This window comes from Vibrio sp. 16, from assembly GCF_963681195.1.
GTDB classification, from domain to species: domain Bacteria; phylum Pseudomonadota; class Gammaproteobacteria; order Enterobacterales; family Vibrionaceae; genus Vibrio; species Vibrio sinaloensis_D.
Window position 1 is genome coordinate 169,971 of record NZ_OY808997.1, and the last position, 16,410, is coordinate 186,380.

At 47.7% G+C, this 16,410-nt stretch carries 15 protein-coding genes; 12 read left to right on the forward strand and 3 right to left on the reverse strand.

Annotation, left to right across the window (positions count from 1 at the left end):
• Positions 1–98 precede the first annotated feature (98 nt).
• From guaA to U9J37_RS00770, 4 genes are all read left to right on the forward strand, one after another.
• Positions 99–1,652, forward strand: a complete 1,554-nt coding sequence (gene guaA, locus U9J37_RS00755; protein ID WP_005471582.1) for a glutamine-hydrolyzing GMP synthase — start codon at positions 99–101, stop codon at positions 1,650–1,652.
• Between the two features lie 208 nt (positions 1,653–1,860).
• Positions 1,861–3,558, forward strand: a complete 1,698-nt coding sequence (locus U9J37_RS00760; protein ID WP_005471493.1) for a chitinase — start codon at positions 1,861–1,863, stop codon at positions 3,556–3,558.
• A 153-nt stretch (positions 3,559–3,711) separates the two neighbouring features.
• Complete coding sequence (locus U9J37_RS00765) at positions 3,712–4,545, forward strand: hypothetical protein (RefSeq protein WP_005471516.1); 834 nt, start codon at positions 3,712–3,714, stop codon at positions 4,543–4,545.
• A gap of 87 nt (positions 4,546–4,632) precedes the next feature.
• The gene (locus U9J37_RS00770; RefSeq protein WP_005471594.1) at positions 4,633–5,229 is read left to right on the forward strand and encodes an acetate uptake transporter; all 597 of its coding nucleotides are present in this window, start codon (positions 4,633–4,635) and stop codon (positions 5,227–5,229) included.
• Positions 5,230–5,356: 127 nt separating this feature from the next.
• On the opposite strand, the gene U9J37_RS00775 is transcribed toward U9J37_RS00770, so the two are convergent.
• Positions 5,357–6,895, reverse strand: coding sequence for an alanine/glycine:cation symporter family protein (locus U9J37_RS00775; protein WP_005471470.1), 1,539 nt, complete (start codon positions 6,893–6,895; stop codon positions 5,357–5,359).
• A 286-nt stretch (positions 6,896–7,181) separates the two neighbouring features.
• The gene (locus U9J37_RS00780) at positions 7,182–8,429 is read right to left on the reverse strand and encodes a D-amino acid dehydrogenase (protein WP_005471585.1); all 1,248 of its coding nucleotides are present in this window, start codon (positions 8,427–8,429) and stop codon (positions 7,182–7,184) included.
• Between the two features lie 99 nt (positions 8,430–8,528).
• Between U9J37_RS00780 and U9J37_RS00785 the strand changes: the two genes are divergently transcribed.
• From U9J37_RS00785 to U9J37_RS00820, 8 genes are all read left to right on the forward strand, one after another.
• Positions 8,529–9,425 carry a LysR substrate-binding domain-containing protein gene (locus U9J37_RS00785; protein ID WP_005471552.1) on the forward strand — a complete coding sequence of 299 codons (897 nt, stop codon included), beginning with the start codon at positions 8,529–8,531 and terminating at the stop codon, positions 9,423–9,425.
• Between the two features lie 86 nt (positions 9,426–9,511).
• The gene (locus U9J37_RS00790) at positions 9,512–10,489 is read left to right on the forward strand and encodes an ion channel (protein ID WP_005471484.1); all 978 of its coding nucleotides are present in this window, start codon (positions 9,512–9,514) and stop codon (positions 10,487–10,489) included.
• Between the two features lie 206 nt (positions 10,490–10,695).
• Positions 10,696–11,463, forward strand: a complete 768-nt coding sequence (locus U9J37_RS00795) for a DUF3450 domain-containing protein (RefSeq protein ID WP_005471533.1) — start codon at positions 10,696–10,698, stop codon at positions 11,461–11,463.
• A 2-nt stretch (positions 11,464–11,465) separates the two neighbouring features.
• The gene (locus U9J37_RS00800; protein WP_005471454.1) at positions 11,466–12,830 is read left to right on the forward strand and encodes a MotA/TolQ/ExbB proton channel family protein; all 1,365 of its coding nucleotides are present in this window, start codon (positions 11,466–11,468) and stop codon (positions 12,828–12,830) included.
• The gene (locus U9J37_RS00805; RefSeq protein ID WP_005471558.1) at positions 12,830–13,384 is read left to right on the forward strand and encodes a MotA/TolQ/ExbB proton channel family protein; all 555 of its coding nucleotides are present in this window, start codon (positions 12,830–12,832) and stop codon (positions 13,382–13,384) included. The genes U9J37_RS00800 and U9J37_RS00805 overlap by 1 nt, the downstream gene beginning before the upstream one ends.
• Complete coding sequence (locus tag U9J37_RS00810; protein WP_005471465.1) at positions 13,381–13,785, forward strand: ExbD/TolR family protein; 405 nt, start codon at positions 13,381–13,383, stop codon at positions 13,783–13,785. Before U9J37_RS00805 ends, U9J37_RS00810 begins: the two co-directional genes overlap by 4 nt.
• Positions 13,785–14,405 (forward strand): energy transducer TonB, encoded by a 621-nt coding sequence (locus tag U9J37_RS00815; protein ID WP_005471447.1) that lies wholly within the window; start codon positions 13,785–13,787, stop codon positions 14,403–14,405. The genes U9J37_RS00810 and U9J37_RS00815 overlap by 1 nt, the downstream gene beginning before the upstream one ends.
• A complete protein-coding gene (locus U9J37_RS00820; RefSeq protein WP_005471567.1) occupies positions 14,402–15,574 on the forward strand; it encodes a tetratricopeptide repeat protein in 1,173 nt (390 codons plus the stop codon). The genes U9J37_RS00815 and U9J37_RS00820 overlap by 4 nt, the downstream gene beginning before the upstream one ends.
• A gap of 54 nt (positions 15,575–15,628) precedes the next feature.
• Here the strand turns inward: U9J37_RS00820 and U9J37_RS00825 are convergent, their stop codons facing one another.
• Positions 15,629–16,354, reverse strand: a complete 726-nt coding sequence (locus U9J37_RS00825) for a DUF3581 domain-containing protein (protein ID WP_005471564.1) — start codon at positions 16,352–16,354, stop codon at positions 15,629–15,631.
• Between the last annotated feature and the right edge of the window lie 56 nt (positions 16,355–16,410).

Here is a 16,410-nt window from a genome sequence, read left to right on the forward strand (position 1 = left end):
ACACCTAACGTAAACGTTTGCTTTTTTCCTTGAAGCATTAAGAAGAGGCGAGTACACTCGCCTCCGTTTTAATAACCTAGCTTATAAGACTGCTCAAAATGACTAAAAATATCCATGACCAACGTATTCTGATCTTGGACTTCGGTTCTCAGTACACTCAACTAGTAGCACGCCGCGTACGTGAAATCGGCGTTTACTGTGAGCTTTGGAGCTGGGATGTAGAAGAAGCGGATATTCGTGAATTCAACCCAGATGGCATCATCCTATCTGGTGGGCCTGAGAGTGTTACAGAAGACAACTCTCCACGCGCTCCTCAATATGTATTTGACTCAGGTGTTCCTGTTCTTGGTGTATGTTACGGCATGCAAACCATGGCAGAGCAGCTAGGTGGTAAAGTTTCAACGTCTGATGAGCGTGAATTCGGTTACGCAGCGGTTCAGGTTTCTGGTGAGTCTTCGATCTTTAAAGATCTAGAAGCATCACAAGACGTTTGGATGAGCCACGGTGATAAAGTAGTAGAAATCCCTCAAGGTTTCGTGAAAGTTGGCGAGACAGACACGTGTCCTTACGCTGCGATGGCGAACGAAGAGAAGAAATACTACGGCGTTCAGTTCCACCCAGAAGTAACGCACACTAAAAACGGTCTGCAAATGCTAGAGAACTTTGTTCTTGGCGTATGTGGCTGTGAGCGTCTTTGGACTTCAGAATCCATCATCGAAGATGCGGTTGCTCGTATTAAAGAACAAGTGGGTGACGACGAAGTGATCCTAGGTCTTTCTGGTGGTGTTGATTCATCGGTTGTTGCTATGTTGGTTCACCGCGCAATCGGCGACAAGCTAACGTGTGTATTTGTTGATAACGGTCTACTTCGTTTGAACGAAGGTCAGCAAGTAATGGATATGTTTGGCGACCAGTTCGGTCTAAACATCATTAAAGTAGATGCAGAAGAGCGCTTCCTAAAAGCACTTGAAGGCAAATCTGATCCAGAAGAGAAGCGTAAGACAATTGGTCACGTATTCGTAGATGTATTTGATGAAGAGTCTAAGAAGCTGAAAAATGCTAAATGGCTTGCTCAGGGCACTATCTACCCAGACGTTATCGAGTCAGCAGCATCTAAGACAGGTAAAGCGCATGTCATCAAGTCTCACCATAATGTTGGCGGTCTGCCAGACGATATGGAAATGGGCCTTGTTGAGCCGCTACGCGAGCTGTTCAAAGATGAAGTACGTAAGATCGGTCTAGAACTAGGCTTGCCTTACAACATGCTTTACCGCCACCCATTCCCAGGTCCAGGTCTAGGTGTTCGCGTTCTTGGCGAAATCAAGAAAGAGTACTGTGACTTGCTACGTCGCGCAGACGCTATCTTCATTGAAGAGCTACATGCTGCTGACCTGTACAACAAAGTCTCTCAAGCGTTCACGGTATTCCTACCAGTACGTTCGGTTGGCGTAATGGGCGATGGCCGTAAGTACGATTGGGTTGTATCGCTACGTGCAGTTGAAACAATCGACTTTATGACAGCGCATTGGGCGCACCTACCATATGACTTCTTAGGTAAGGTTTCTAACCGCATTATCAACGAAGTTGACGGTATTTCCCGTGTCGTTTACGACATTTCTGGTAAGCCACCAGCGACAATTGAGTGGGAATAATTCTGCTGAAAATTGAACGTAATTAAGCACATATGAAACCAGCCCTCGGGCTGGTTTTTTTGAACCCAGCTATCGATTCTTACGACACAGGTAAAGGTTTATTACGTTGCTTTTGGCCTTGCCTCGCAAGTTGACTTTTGATTGAGTCTATTCGGATCTCTCCTCAACTATTCTCATACAACTTCGAAACGAAAGGAGTTGTAAAATAATGAAAACCCTACCTATTATTGCTGTAGCCAGCGCGTTGAGTATGAGCTCTTCTGCTTGGGCGGCAATGAATATTCAACCTGATCCACAGAACCCTACAGGCTACGTGGTCTCACGCGCAGACATTACGGCAGCGGAGCAGCAAAAAACGTCAAACCCGATGTACGGCATATGGTCGCAAGCACTAAGAACGGCACCAAATACCGTGGTCGATGCGATCGATGCTGGGCTCGCCACCAACCCAGATAACGTTAAGCGCGCAGAACGCGTTTTTCCACGAGCTGAGTGGGATTTTCTTACTCAGATGGCCGCTCCAGAATACACCTATACTCGATTTTTAAAAGCGATTGGTAAGTTCCCAGCGTTTTGTGCGGAGTATACCGATGGCCGTGATTCTGATGCGATTTGTAAGCGCTCTATCGTGACTGCTTTTGCTCATTTTGCGCAAGAGACGGGCGGCCACATTGCCAAAGACAACACCTCAGATAACCCTCAGGCACTAGAAGAGTGGCAACAAGCTTTGGTTCATGTCCGTGAAATGGGTTGGTCTGAAGGTCAAGAAGGCTACACCACTGGCTGCGGTCAAAACGATTGGCAAAACAGAAAATGGCCATGTGCCGCAGGGCAGGGCTACTTTGGGCGTGGGGCAAAACAGCTTTCTTACCACTTTAACTACGGCGCGTTCTCTGAGGTAATGTTTGACGGAGACGCATCTGTGTTACTAAACAACCCGGGTTTGGTCGCAGATTCATGGTTGAACCTTGCTTCTGCGGTGTGGTTCTTTTTAACTCCGCAAGCACCAAAACCAGCGATGCTGCACGTGATTGATAAAACGTGGACCCCTTCTCAACGCGAAATTGATGCAGGTATCGGCTACGGTTTTGGTACCACAATCAATATCATCAACGGCGGTATCGAGTGTGGTGAGCAAAATAAAGATAAAGGCCAGCCAGTTAACCGAATTCGCTACTGGGAAGGCTTGGCAGCGCATTACCAAATCCCTATTGGCGCAGATGAAAAGAACACCTGTTGGCAACAAACTCCATACGGTAGCTTGAACTTAAATGGTGCGACCGATGTGCTTTACACCAACTGGGATGGCAACTGGAAGTACTACGCTGATCGCCCTGGTGGTTACTCATTTGAATGTGAATTGGTTGGATTCCAAACGGCATACTCTGCCTTGGTTCCGGGCGATTACGAGAAGTGTGTAACGAACTTCTACGGCTCTCACTCAAGCTGGCCTGAGGTTCGAGTGGTTGAAAAACTTGACCCTGTTGATCCCGGCACAGGCCCAGGTACGGGGACTGATTGGGATGCAAACAAAGTTTATACCGGCGGTGAGCAGGTGACTTACAAAGGCGCGACGTACAAAGCGAAGTGGTGGACTCAAGGGGATGATCCAAGCTTAGGTGGACCATGGGAACTGATTGCCGGCACTCCAACTGAGCCTACTCCGGATCCCGCTCCAACACCTACTCCAGATCCTGAGCCGACCCCAACACCCGACCCAGAGCCTACTCCAGAGCCCACTCCGGTTCCAGATACTTTTATTCAGTGGGAGCCAGGTGTAACACAAGTTGCCAATGGTGAGAAAGTGACGTTCAACGGTAAATGCTTTATTGCCAAGAATGGACCTGGAGTGTGGGAAAGCCCGACACAATCTAACTGGTTCTGGGATGAGATCAGCTGCCAGTAGTTAACCTCTTTTAACCCCTATATAAGCAAGTCTCCTAGAGGCTTGCTTTCTCTGTGACAATCCCACGACACTCCCCTTACGTTTCATTACAGTACCTTCTGCTGAATCTCTATACAATTGCGGCATCAGTTATAGGGTTTAGAGGTAATAAAGATGAAAGTAAAGATTTCGTTATTAACAATAGTGGTTGCCAGTGTGGTCGGTTGTGCTAACGCTGATACGGCAGAACCAGTAGAAACGCCAAGCTGGCTAACCGTTAACAATGAAGGGAGTAATCCGCATAGCTGGAACAGTTTCGGTAGCCTAAGCTTTGAAGCGAGCACCAGCGGCGTTGCCACGCAAAAGTATCAAATCCACAAAGCACCAGTTGGTCAGGTTATGTCAATTACAGGACCAGATGGCCAGTTTCACATGATTGGAACACAGCAAAATGAGTTACTCAAAGGTGTTGGTCTGTCAGGTGTACTGTCACATGAAGAGTGTATGGAGCAGATCGGCGAGATCGGAATCGCGGTACAAGCTCAACCCTCTGTTGTTCGGTTTTTCTTAGAGCAGGGGAGGCCACAGGGTCCTCGAACTATGACATCTGCACAAGATTTTAGCGTGAATGAGTCAGCAAACAACGCAGAGATTGCAATTGGAGAGGCGACCACTGTTGAAATTGAAGGACAGAGTTACCCAATTGGCCCAATGCTTGAATTGTCAGCCCCATGGGGAGCCTCTGGCACCATAACTCCGACTAAATCTATTGAGTTTGCCTTTCAGTACTACTCAACAACGGATGGTCAAAAAGAGACGGTCAATATTTCAGGTAAATGGAGCCCAGAGATGGGACCAATGGACAAGTTTAATCATGAACCAATGACAGAATGGTTGGCGTGTGTGACACCGGAAGTAAAGGCAACATTGGTTGAACAGAAAGCTAAGTTAGTGGGTGAAACGCTCGAAATTATGACCCAAGCAGAACTCGCTAACGGTGCAATCTAAGATTGCGATTTAGCTATCTATCTTTTTACGGCGTTCGGATTAAACTTTGCGCGTAATTTTTATTAACTTTTTTTAAAGGCGCGCAAAATGTCAACTAAATTGGCGAACCCAGCCCCATTGGGTCTAATGGGTTTCGGTATGACAACCATCTTACTTAACATCCACAATGCAGGTTTTTTCCCGATTGACTCGATGATCCTAGCGATGGGTATTTTCTATGGTGGTCTTAGCCAAGTTTTGGTGGGCATGATGTGTTTCAAACGCGGTGACACATTTGGTACTACGGCGTTCACTTCTTACGGTCTATTCTGGCTGACACTGGTTGGTCTGATTGTTATGCCATACATGGGTCTGCCAGCAAGCCCAGCGAGCTTTATGGGTTGGTACCTATTGCTATGGGGTGTGTTCACAGGCTTCATGTTTATCGGCTCACTATGCTACCCAGTTGCTAAGCAAATTGTCTTTGGTTCTTTGACCATTCTATTTTTCCTATTGGCGGCGCGTGACTTTACAGGTAGTGAGCTTATTGGCACGATTGCTGGATTTGAAGGTATTTTCTGTGGCGCGAGCGCAATTTACTTTGCGATGGCACAGGTGCTTAACAATGAGTACGGCCGTACCATTTTGCCTATCGGTGAAAAGAAGGCAGAGCAGCACGTAGAGCTTGAGCAAGTTGCTGCGTAATGAAATGAATATGATGTTACGCTGCTTGCCTGAAGCATCGTGATGGACATATACGGGAACAGTAAATGAAAGGGGTTAGCCGATTAGCTAACCCCTTTTTTTACCACTGCATTTCTTATTGAATAAATTAGGTTGATGGCTGCTCGACTGGCGTTGCTTCAACCTCTTCACTTGGCTCTTTACCCGTTTTGCGGCGGTACTTATCTTCCCAGTAGTCCGCGCCTTTGATACCAAGTTTTACAGGGTTAAAGGTGTACTCTTCAACGCCTTTCTTTTGTTGTTCTTCGTAATCGTGCAGCGCTTTAAGTGCTGGCTTAGACATAAAGAAGATAATCAAAATACCCACAATGTTGAGCCAAGCCATGAGACCTACGCCCACATCACCCATAGCCCAAGCTAAGTTAGCCGTTTTCACTGTGCCGTAGAAGACAACCGCGATAAGTGCGACTTTTAGCATGAACATCAAACCGCTCACTTTGAATGTGCGACGGATGTAAGCGATGTTTGTTTCCGCGATGTAGTAGTAAGCCAGAATGGTGGTGAAAGCAAAGAAGAACAGTGCAATCGCAATGAAGGGCTTACCAATGCCTGGTAGCGCACTTTCGATAGCCATCTGGGTGAACACAGGGCCGTTGGCTGCGATGTCTGCCGCAACGTTTTGCACTAGGAAGCCTTCTGCGCCATGTACGTTGTAAGCACCAGTAATGATGATCATAAACGCTGTTGCAGAACAAACCAGCAGGGTATCAATGTAAATTGAGAATGATTGAACAAGACCTTGCTGAGCTGGGTGATCAACACTTGCTGCTGCTGCTGCGTGAGGACCTGTACCTTGGCCTGCTTCGTTTGAGTAAACGCCGCGTTTCACGCCCCAACCGATTGCCGCACCAACACCTGCCATAGGGGTGAAGGCATCACCAACAATCATCGCAAATACGCGTGGTACTTCACCGATGTTGAGTAGAATGATGACAAACGCGGTGATGATGTAAGCCAGAGCCATAAACGGCACGACGATCTGCGTGAAGTTAGCAATACGCTTAACGCCACCGAAAATGATGAAGGCAAGAATGACAGAAATCAGCGTACCAGTGAAAATTTTCGCAAAACTGAATGTACCAATCGCGGTTTCAATCATTTCACCTGAGCCGAATGCTGCTTCTACCGCGTTACCAATACTGTTAGATTGCACGCCTGGAAGTAAGAAGCCACATGCAAAGATGGTCGCGATCGCAAAGATCCAAGCGTACCATTTTTGTCCCATCGCTTTTTCAATGTAGTAAGCTGGACCGCCACGGAATTCGCCGTTGTCTTCCTCTTTATAAATTTGCGCGAGTGTCGATTCTGCGTATGCCGTTGCAGCGCCGAAGAAAGCAACCACCCACATCCAAAATACCGCACCTGGGCCACCAAAACCAATGGCTGCTGCAACACCTGCGATGTTACCGGTACCCACACGGCCTGAAAGTGATACGGCTAAAGCTTGGAACGATGAAATGCCTTTCGAAGAACTTTTTCCTGATAGAAGTAAGCGCCACATTTCCCCAAAGTGACGAACTTGAACAAAACGAGTCATGATTGAGTAGAACAAACCAGCGCCTAGACACAGATAGATCAGTACCGGGCTCCAGATGATTCCATTCAAAAAATCAACAAGTGACTGCATAAGTATTTCCCTGTTATTAGTTTGTAATGGTTGTTTTCTGAGCAGAATATTACCCTTTCTGTAACTTATTTGTTAATGAATTTGTTCTTTAAAGTTGATTTGCGTGAACTTAGGCACAAAATGCTAAATAAATGTTAAAAATTGAAGCTAATTCTTAAAATGTGCGGATTTGATAAGGTTTTGTGGGTGAAAATGCACGAAAAGCCGATAACTTAATCATTATCGGCTAGGTGTGTGGGGTGTTTATATATTCTGTAAATTGATAAATGCTTGGCGATAGCTTCTATTATTGGTATCGATCGCAGCTCAACTCGCGATATTGGGCAGCATCGCCCGTCATTATTTGAGTGAGAATTTCCGCAGAGCCACAGGCCATTGTCCAACCTAAGGTGCCATGTCCGGTGTTGGTGTAAAGGTTGCGAATCGGAGTCTGCCCTATGATCGGTGTGCCATCTGGCGTCATGGGGCGAAAGCCAGTCCAATACTCTGCTTTCGCTAAATCGGTACCCTGCGGGAACAAGTTGGAAACCACATGATTAAGTGTCGCGAGTCGCTTGTCGGGCAGTGCCGGATCAAAGCCTGCCAACTCGGCGGTGCCAGCGACACGAATACGTTGCTCAAAGCGTGTCACCGCGACTTTATAGGTCTCATCCATAATCGTCGACTGAGGGGCGCTGAGCTCATCAATCACTGGCAAGGTCAGCGAATAACCTTTGACAGGGTAGATGGGCAAATCCACGCCGACAGATTCCAGCAAATGCTTAGAGTAGCTACCTAGCGCCACGACAAAGCGATCCGCCGTTATCTCCACATGACGGGTTTTGACGGCCTTTATCTCACTATCTTGCTGAATCAAGCTATCGATATCGGTGTTGTAGAGGAAGGTGACACCTGCTTGCTGCGCCATTTTCTGAAGCTGCTGGCAAAATAGGTAGCAATCACCTGTTTCATCGTCTGGTAGATACAAGCCTCCGACCAAATTGCCGCGCATATGGGTCAGCCCGGGCTCTTGGGCCAAGCATTGGTGGCTATCCATAAGTTGGTAGCGTGTACCACTCTCTTCGAGCAAAGCGATGTCTTTTTCAACCGCTTTGAGCTGCGCGGCAGAGCGAAATATCTGCAAAGTACCTTGGCGTCGACCTTGGTATTCAATTGCGTATTGCTTGTTTAACTCAGCTAAACATTCTCGGCTGCGATTAGCGATCGTCAACATTCGTGCTTTGTTGATTCGGTATCGATCAAGCTGACAATTGAGCAGCATTTTACTTGCCCAGCTCATTAGTTCAGGGCTAAGGGAAGGCTTTACTTTCAATGGTGCGTGCTCTTCAAATAGCCACTTGAGGGCTTTCATTGGTATGCCAGGCGCTGCCCAAGGTGACGAATAGCCATAAGAGATTTGACCCGCATTGGCAAAGCTGGTCTCCTCTGCGGCTCGCGGTTGACGATCAATAACCGTGACCTCACACCCTGCTTGAGATAAATACCACGCCGTGGTTAAACCTACGACACCACTTCCTAATACAACGACCTTCACTGTTTACTCCTGAAGAACAATTTTGCCAAGAATGGGGTGTTTACATCTGGTTAACAATCGATAAGAATTAATATCACCCTTTAGAAAAACTAAATACTTATGAAGTCTGCTTTATTACATGGTGTTCATCTGATTTGCATTGTGTCTCGCCATGCGAGCTTGACCAGCGCCGCTCGCGAGCTGAATTTGACAACGGGAGCGGTGAGTCAGCAATTGCAAGCAATCGAGGAGCGCTTGGGTTTTAGTGTGTTTGAACGCCATGCTCGTGGGATTCGGCTGACTGACTTGGGGCAAAAGTTGGTCGATTCTGTTTCTCATCACCTGTTGGCGATCGAAGAAAACGTCTATCAACTCACCCGAGTGTCAGACAGTCAGCAGATCCGTTTGAAACTCACGCCATCACTCGCTTTTAAATGGTTGGTGCCAAGGCTAGAAGATTTTCAAAAGCAGTATCCTGAGATCCAAATACACACCTTTGCCGAAGGTGCCTTAGTTGACAGTGATAATCGAAACTTTGACGTTGCCATTGATTACGGACCGATTCCGTACAAGCTGACGGAGGCGGAATTGTTGATGGAAGAGTGTTTAGTTCCAGTGATGAGCCCAAGCTATCTGTCGAAGCACCACGCGACGCTCGAAGCGGGGCAGTTTTGGCTGAGTGTGACGCTTTTGCATGATGCTATGCCGTGGCAGGGAGCGCCGAAAGATTACGAGTGGCTTTATTGGGCGTCACAGCAACAACTCGATTTTAATACCCAGCAAGGGCATTTTTTTAACCGTACAGATATGGCAATGTCGGCCGCCGAAGCCGGGGTTGGCGTCGCGTTGGCACGAACCGCACTGCTTGGTGATGAAATCGCTCAGGGGCGGCTGGTGGCTCCCTTTGAACCAATCAAAGCCAATACTGGCTATTTCATTATCACTCATGTCGACAACCCACCAACACGACTGTTCAAACAGTGGCTTCGTCAGCAGAGTGTTATTGATAAATCATAAAATAGTCTTACATCTTCATATGCACCCACTACACTTTAGGGTGAACAAGCGATAACGCGACGTTTGTACACTTTAGGGCAGCAACTATGAAATCTGAACATGGCCAATGCAGCTATCGAAACCCTGATGGCTGGTGCTGCGATCAACCGAGTGGAGAGTCCGGGCTTTGTTACTGGCACGATCCCGATATAGATAAAAGCAACGATGACGTAAAAAATAAGGTTGAGCAATGGGCCGCAGCGGGTAAACCTCTCGACGGATTTCAGTTGGCAAAAACAAACTTGGTTGACATCGATTTGGTCAACCGAGGGTGCAAAACAGGCTTTTCTTGTCGGGATGCGGATTTTTACCGTGCCGATTTATCTGATGCTCACTTTTTTGGCTTAGATCTACGTGGTTCTTCGTTGATGAAGTCAAAAATGCTTGGCGCAAATCTACATTGTGCCAAGTTAGACAACTGCAACTTGCTTGGGGCAGAGCTTGGGCGAGCTAAGTTAGAAAACGTAGAGTGGGGCAAGCGGCTTAAACAAGAAGTGCAGGCTAAACAAGCGTTGAAGCGGCGAGACTCCTCAATGGCGGCTTCACTCTATCAAGAAGCGGAAGAGGTGTGCCGTAACATCCGTAAGCAATGCGAGAAGCAGGGATTATTTGAAACTGCAGGCGATTTCTTTAAACGAGAGATGCGCTTTCGGCGTTACCAAATGCCGAGACTGAGCATGAAGCGCTGGATATCCAAATCAGTCGACATGTTCTGTGGATACGGTGAGGATCCGCTTAGGGTCGTCCTGTTCTCTATCTTCTTAATTTTTGTCTGTGCGATGGCGTACTTCTTTTTAGATACCACAGGGGCACACCCCATCTATGAAGGCGTAACTGGATGGCAGTTTTATCTGCTTGAGTTCTTTAACTCGCTTTACTTTAGTGTGGTGACATTCACAACCTTGGGTTACGGCGACATATCCCCAGTGGGAGTCGCTAGGTTTATAGCGGCGTTTGAGGCCTTTTTAGGCAGCTTTACCATGGCGCTGTTTGTGGTGGTCTTCGTGAAGAAAATGACCCGTTAAAGAGTTGAGAATGTATTGGATAATCAGGCTCTGGTCGGAGTTGGTGGAACAAGCATTAAGCAAAAAAGGGCGAGTGGTGTAACATTAGGCTCAGACCGAAACTACTTGGCGACAATTCGGTTCAAACACTGAATACAATCAGTTCGTTTAAAGGGGAGGAGATCTCTTCCCCTTTAGTAGTTTTTAGAAATCAAAATGTAGCTTGTATGAATCTAATTAAACCCAGTATCGCTTTGTTGATCTCATCGACTTTGATTCCCGCCTACGCGGATGCTCTTAGTGATGCGCAAGCGGTTCAGAGTAAAACCAATCAAGCCTCAGCCGTGAGCCAGAAACGCATCGACGCAAGTGCTGAAAAGGCATTGACGCTCGAAGCAGAAATTGAACTGTTGCAAGAAGAAGTCAGCAACTTAACGATCTATCGCAACCACCTTTCTAGTTTGGTCAACAGCCAAAATGAAGAGGTGGCGAGTCTCAATGAGCAAATCGAGCAAATTGCGCAAACTCGACAGGGTGTGGTGCCATTGATGTATCACATGATTGATGGCCTCAAGCGCATCGTGGCCAATGACAAACCTATTCGAAAAACACAACGTGAAGAACGCATAGCCAAGCTAGAGGCAATGATGACGCGTGCTGATGTCGCTGACGCGGAAAAATTTCGTCGTATTTTAGAGGCGTACCAAATTGAGATGGACTACGGCACGAAGATGGGCGTCTACCAAGGCAAGATTGCATTGGATGGTGATGACCAAATAGAAGCCGATATTTTTTACTTAGGGCGGATATCACTTGTAGCGCGCAGTTTGTCAGGCGAACGCTTCTGGAGTTGGTCACAGCCGCAACAATCATGGCAAGCGGTTGGCAGTGAGCAAAAAGCGGTACTAGATAAAGCGTTTGCCGTCGCGAACAAGCAGATTGCCCCGAGCATGCTGACTCTGCCTGTCTCCCTGAATGTTAGGGAGGGAAATTAGTGATGAAAAAATGGCTATCGGTTGCGTTGATTTCTACTGCGGCTCTTTTCCCTCATTTCACTGTGGCGAGTGATGCGTTACTGGACAAAGCGCAACAAGAAAATCGTCAGCAGCAGTCGCACAATGTGACTCGTGAAGCGGGGTTTAAGAAAACTCAGCAAGAATTACAAGCCTTGAAGAACCAGCTTGTTGCCGAGCGTGCAGCGTTGCAAGCAGAAGCCGATTCTTTGAGTGTGACCTTCAGCGATAACGAATCGCAGCTTTCCCAGCTTGAAGAGAAACTTCGCCTAGAAACTGGCAGCTTAGGTGAGCTTTTTGGCGTCGTGCGTCAAAATGCCAAAGAGCTGCAGTCAGAGCTTAAGTTCTCTGTCACAGGGGTTGATGCCAACTCATTTCAACAAAACATCGATGATATCGTTGCTGCGAAATCATTGCCGACATTGCCTCAATTACGCGCAATGTGGCGCAGTATGGAAGAGCAAATTAAAGCCAGTGGTGAAATCGCCAATGTGCAATTTGCTTTGCTAGATGGTGAGGGCCGCGAACAAACTGCTAACGGTGTTCGTCTTGGGGCTATGGCGCTATTGAATGATGCGGGCTACGTGAAGTGGAATGGTCAGCGCGGCGATGCCGTGAGTTATCTACGCCAGCCAGAAAATGGTCCCACGGCAAGCAGCCTGAGCTCAGGTGACATTGACTCACTGGTGGTTGACCCATCCAGAGGCATTTTGCTAGAGCAATTGGCAAACTCTCCAACCATGACCGAACGACTGAATGCTGGTGGTGTCGTGGGTAAAATTATCCTTGGTTTGCTCGCCATTGGTTTGATTATCGCGCTGGTCCGTGGTGTCTCATTGTTCATCGCACGGCAAAAGATTGTTAAGCAATTAAAGAGTCCAAGTCAGCCAAGTGACAATCCACTGGGGCGCATTCTTTCGGTATACCAAAAAGACAAACATCGCAGTGTTGAAGCGCTGGAGCTGCGTTTATTAGAAGTGGTGGTTGATGAGCAAACTCACCTTGAGAAAGGCTTGTCGATGCTGAAGTTACTTGCCGCCCTTGCCCCTATGTTGGGTCTGCTTGGTACGGTAACGGGGATGATTGAAACTTTCCAAGTGATCACTCAGTTTGGCAATAGCGATCCAAAAGTTATGGCGGGCGGGATCTCGATGGCACTTGTCACGACGGTTCTGGGTCTTGTGGCGGCAATGCCGTTGCTTCTGGCGCACAACCTACTGAGTTCTCAATCTGAGAACATTCGCCATATTCTAGAAAAACAGGGGATTGGCCTTGTGGCAGAGCAAGCGGAACGCGATACGCTAACAGGTGGTAATGTGTCGCATACGGTCGCGGAGAGCGCAGCATAATGGAGCCGATCCTACTCAACACATTGGGTTTGATCAGCGAAGATTGGGCCTCAACCTTAGTGCGTTTTATGCACCAAGGCGGCCCTGTTTTATGGTGGTTGGCGGCGGTTGTGACACTATGCTGGCTGCTGGTTATGGAGCGCATTCTCTACCTTGTGGTGACTTTCCCTAAAGTGAAGAATCGGCTTTGTGAGCAGTGGTCTGCAAGAGCGGAACACCACTCTTGGTACGCGCATCAAATCCGTAACGGATGGATTGCAAAGGCGCAAATTGAACTGCGCCAAAACCTATCAACCATCAAAGTGCTGGTCGCGATTTGCCCAATGCTCGGTTTGTTGGGTACTGTCACCGGCATGATCGCGGTCTTTGACGTAATGGCGACACAAGGCAGCAGCAATCCTAAATTAATGGCTTCCGGCATTTCACTGGCAACATTGCCCACAATGGCAGGTATGGTTGCCGCACTTGCTGGTATGTTTGCTCACGCTCGTTTAAGCAAAGTGTGTCAGCGCAAAGCCCTCCAGTTAGAACAATCTTTAAGGAGTCAGAAGTGAGACTCGGACGTAGAGACCGCCGTCAAGAGGAAGCGCAAATCGACTTAACCTCAATGCTCGATATCGTGTTCATCATGCTTATCTTCTTCATTGTGACGAGTTCATTTGTGCGTGAGTCAGGCGTAGAGGTGAACCGCCCACAAGCGTCGAATGTGGTGAGCCAGAAAGACGCAGGGATCTTTATTGCCATTAACGCCGCGAACGATGTGTTTATTGATAAACGTATGGTTGATATTGAACGTGTTGAAGCCACTATCGAGCATCTATTACTTGATCAACCTGAGGCGTCACTGGTGATTCAAGCGGACCAACATGCTTACAATGGCACGGTGGTGAAAGTGATGGATGCAGCAAAAGGCGCTGGCGTTAAACGCATTGCATTGGCGGCGGAGAAGCCTTAATGGCAAGACTCTTCCTTGCGTTGCCTCTATCAGTGCTGATTTCGCTGAGCTTGTTTAGCTTGATGGCCTGGATGGTGGATAAAAGTCATCAAGGGGCACCTCAGGCTTCTGAAGCCGTGCGGTTTGATATGGTGATGTTAGAAAACGATGCGGATGTGCAACGTCGCCAACGCTCAGTGCCAGAGCAGCCAAAGCCGCCTTCGTCTCCCGAACCGATGAGCCTCGCGCAAATGGATATGCAGATTAAGCCGATGAGTCCTGTGACACCCATCAGTGGTTTGGGACTTAACACTACCCTTGACGCCATTGCCATCAGCGCTCCAAATCTAACAGGGACGGTGGGAAACCAGCGTGCTCTGCCTTTGTATCGTGTAGAACCTCGTTACCCAAGCAAAGCATTGAAAAGGCGAGTGGAAGGGTATGTGATCATGCAGTTCACGATTGATGCTGCTGGGCGCCCTAAAGACATTCAGGTGATTGAAGCAAAGCCAAAGCGTGTGTTTGAGAAAGAAGCGGTTAACGCCTTGAAAAAATGGAAGTATCAGCCAAAAGTTGAAGAGGGCATATCGGTTGAGCAGTTTGGGCAAACCGCAAAAGTGGAGTTCAAATTAGCCAAATGATGAAAACGCTCTTAATCGGGGTGCTGCTGAGTATGAGCACCTTCGCTACCCTCGCCAATGAGCTCAGTGAATATACCGCGGTGCGTGTTCAACGTGCGCATAACTTGGCTCAAGAAGGCAAGCTACAAGACGCCATCTCAGCACTGGAAGCACTGGAAACGTCTCGTGATTACGATCGGGCATTCATCGCTCGTATGCTGGGGATACTTTATTGGCAGAGCGAGCAAGTAAGTTCGGCGATAAAACAGCTTGATACAGCGGTCACAAGTGGGCTCTTAAATGACGATCAAGCTTGGCAAACGCGTAAGATGCTGGCGGATTTATTGCTTAATGAACAGCGATTTTCACAAGCGTTGCCTCATTACTATGAGCTAAGCCAGTCGGTGCCTGATAACCAGAAAGCGCATGAAGTGTGGCTACGTATCGTTCAGTCTCATTACCGGTTGAGTCAATGGCGAGAGGTGCTCTCTTCGATGGCACGTTATGAGCAATTTGGCTTACCCGATGCGTTGCCGCCATTGTCGATTAAACTCTCCGCAGAACATGAGCTTAAGCAATGGGCGTCTGCCATAGGGACGATTAAGCGTTTAATTGTCATTGAACCTGAGCGTATGGAATGGTGGCGACAGCTTGTCGCTTTGTACCTGCGGATTAATGACAGTAAACGGGCTTTGGATACGCTCGCCTTAGCCAAACTGCAAGGTGCGGCGTTCACTCAAGATGATGTTAAGTTGCTGGCTCAGTTGTACGGCCAAAGGGGAATTCCAGAACGTGCTGCCAAGGTGCTAGGTGAGCTAAAAGACCTAAATTCAGATGGTAAGCTTAAAGCGCAACAAGCGACGTTTTGGCAAATGGCAAAGGAGTGGGATAAGTCGATTGAAAGCTGGCGAGTCGCCGCCAAAATCGATCGTCAGTACTATTGGAACTTGTCTCAGTTATTGGTTCAGGAAGGTCATTATGAGCAAACATTGGTCGCGCTAAATAAGGTGTCTGGACGAAAGGCCGAAGTTGCGCTGATGAAAGCCCGAGCCTACTACAAGTTGCAACGCTTTGAGGATGCACTGGTAAGTGCAAAACGAGCCAATGCGATTGAGCCTTCAGCTCAAGCTGAGAGTTGGGTGAAATATCTAACCCAACTGCGTAAAACAAAAGCGCGCCAAAGTGGCTAATAGAGTGTTGTCGAGCGGAAAACAAAAAAGGCTACCCGAGGTAGCCTTTGTCGATTATGCCGCGTTAGCAAATTGCGCTAGGAAGGCATCTTTACGAGCGTTAAAACGTTCGACCAAATCATCTACAGAGGCTTGGTCGTAAGGTTTTAGACCACTTGCCACCATACGCTTGATGCCTTTGCCAACCACTTCGCCATCTTCTTTAAAGGCAAAGTTCAACGTCACCACACCACGCTTGCCATCCACGTCGAAGGTCGCGCCAGTAAAGTCGACTTCAGGGTGAGTCAAATCTAAGCGGTCAAACTCCACTTCCATGCTTTCATAGATAACCAAAGGACGCTGGCAATTGATCATCGCCTGTTGCTCTTCCATCAGCGGTACCATGATGTGCGGGAAGTTCATACCAGAAAACTGCACGTAGCTTGTTACGACGTGTTCGATGAACTCTGGGTTGCGGTTTACTTCACCTTCATGAGACATGTGTAGGTATTCTTTACCGTTGGCATCGACAACTGCACTCTCTTTTTCGCATTTATTATCCACTGATAACGCGACGCCATCATTCACCATTCCTGAGAAATCAAAACGCATTTTCTGGCTGATGCCTTCTTTGCTAAGCAAAACGGCAAAGAGGAGATCGCCAGGTACACAGAAGCGTTTGCTGTCTTCGTCATGGATTGGGTTGAAATCACCCGCCACTTTCTTAGCGAAATGGCTCGCTTGTTGACGAGTAAACTGAAATTGGTCGCTATTTTGCGAAAAATACGGTGTCAGAAACATAGTTGAATTCATGTGGCTATAACTGGAGCGAAGTATACATGAAGGCAGTCAATCAA

Excerpts from the sequence above, each read along its gene's own strand:
- U9J37_RS00820 (WP_005471567.1), top strand. The coding sequence starts at position 14,402 with ATGATGAAAACGCTCTTAATCGGGGTGCTGCTGAGTATGAGCACCTTC.
- U9J37_RS00770 (WP_005471594.1), top strand. The coding sequence starts at position 4,633 with ATGTCAACTAAATTGGCGAACCCAGCCCCATTGGGTCTAATGGGTTTC.
- U9J37_RS00785 (WP_005471552.1), top strand. The coding sequence starts at position 8,529 with ATGAAGTCTGCTTTATTACATGGTGTTCATCTGATTTGCATTGTGTCT.
- U9J37_RS00765 (WP_005471516.1), top strand. The coding sequence starts at position 3,712 with ATGAAAGTAAAGATTTCGTTATTAACAATAGTGGTTGCCAGTGTGGTC.
- U9J37_RS00775 (WP_005471470.1), bottom strand. The coding sequence starts at position 6,895 with ATGCAGTCACTTGTTGATTTTTTGAATGGAATCATCTGGAGCCCGGTA.
- U9J37_RS00760 (WP_005471493.1), top strand. The coding sequence starts at position 1,861 with ATGAAAACCCTACCTATTATTGCTGTAGCCAGCGCGTTGAGTATGAGC.
- guaA (WP_005471582.1), top strand. The coding sequence starts at position 99 with ATGACTAAAAATATCCATGACCAACGTATTCTGATCTTGGACTTCGGT.
- U9J37_RS00800 (WP_005471454.1), top strand. The coding sequence starts at position 11,466 with ATGAAAAAATGGCTATCGGTTGCGTTGATTTCTACTGCGGCTCTTTTC.
- U9J37_RS00815 (WP_005471447.1), top strand. The coding sequence starts at position 13,785 with ATGGCAAGACTCTTCCTTGCGTTGCCTCTATCAGTGCTGATTTCGCTG.
- U9J37_RS00790 (WP_005471484.1), top strand. The coding sequence starts at position 9,512 with ATGAAATCTGAACATGGCCAATGCAGCTATCGAAACCCTGATGGCTGG.
- U9J37_RS00795 (WP_005471533.1), top strand. The coding sequence starts at position 10,696 with ATGAATCTAATTAAACCCAGTATCGCTTTGTTGATCTCATCGACTTTG.
- U9J37_RS00805 (WP_005471558.1), top strand. The coding sequence starts at position 12,830 with ATGGAGCCGATCCTACTCAACACATTGGGTTTGATCAGCGAAGATTGG.
- U9J37_RS00825 (WP_005471564.1), bottom strand. The coding sequence starts at position 16,354 with ATGTTTCTGACACCGTATTTTTCGCAAAATAGCGACCAATTTCAGTTT.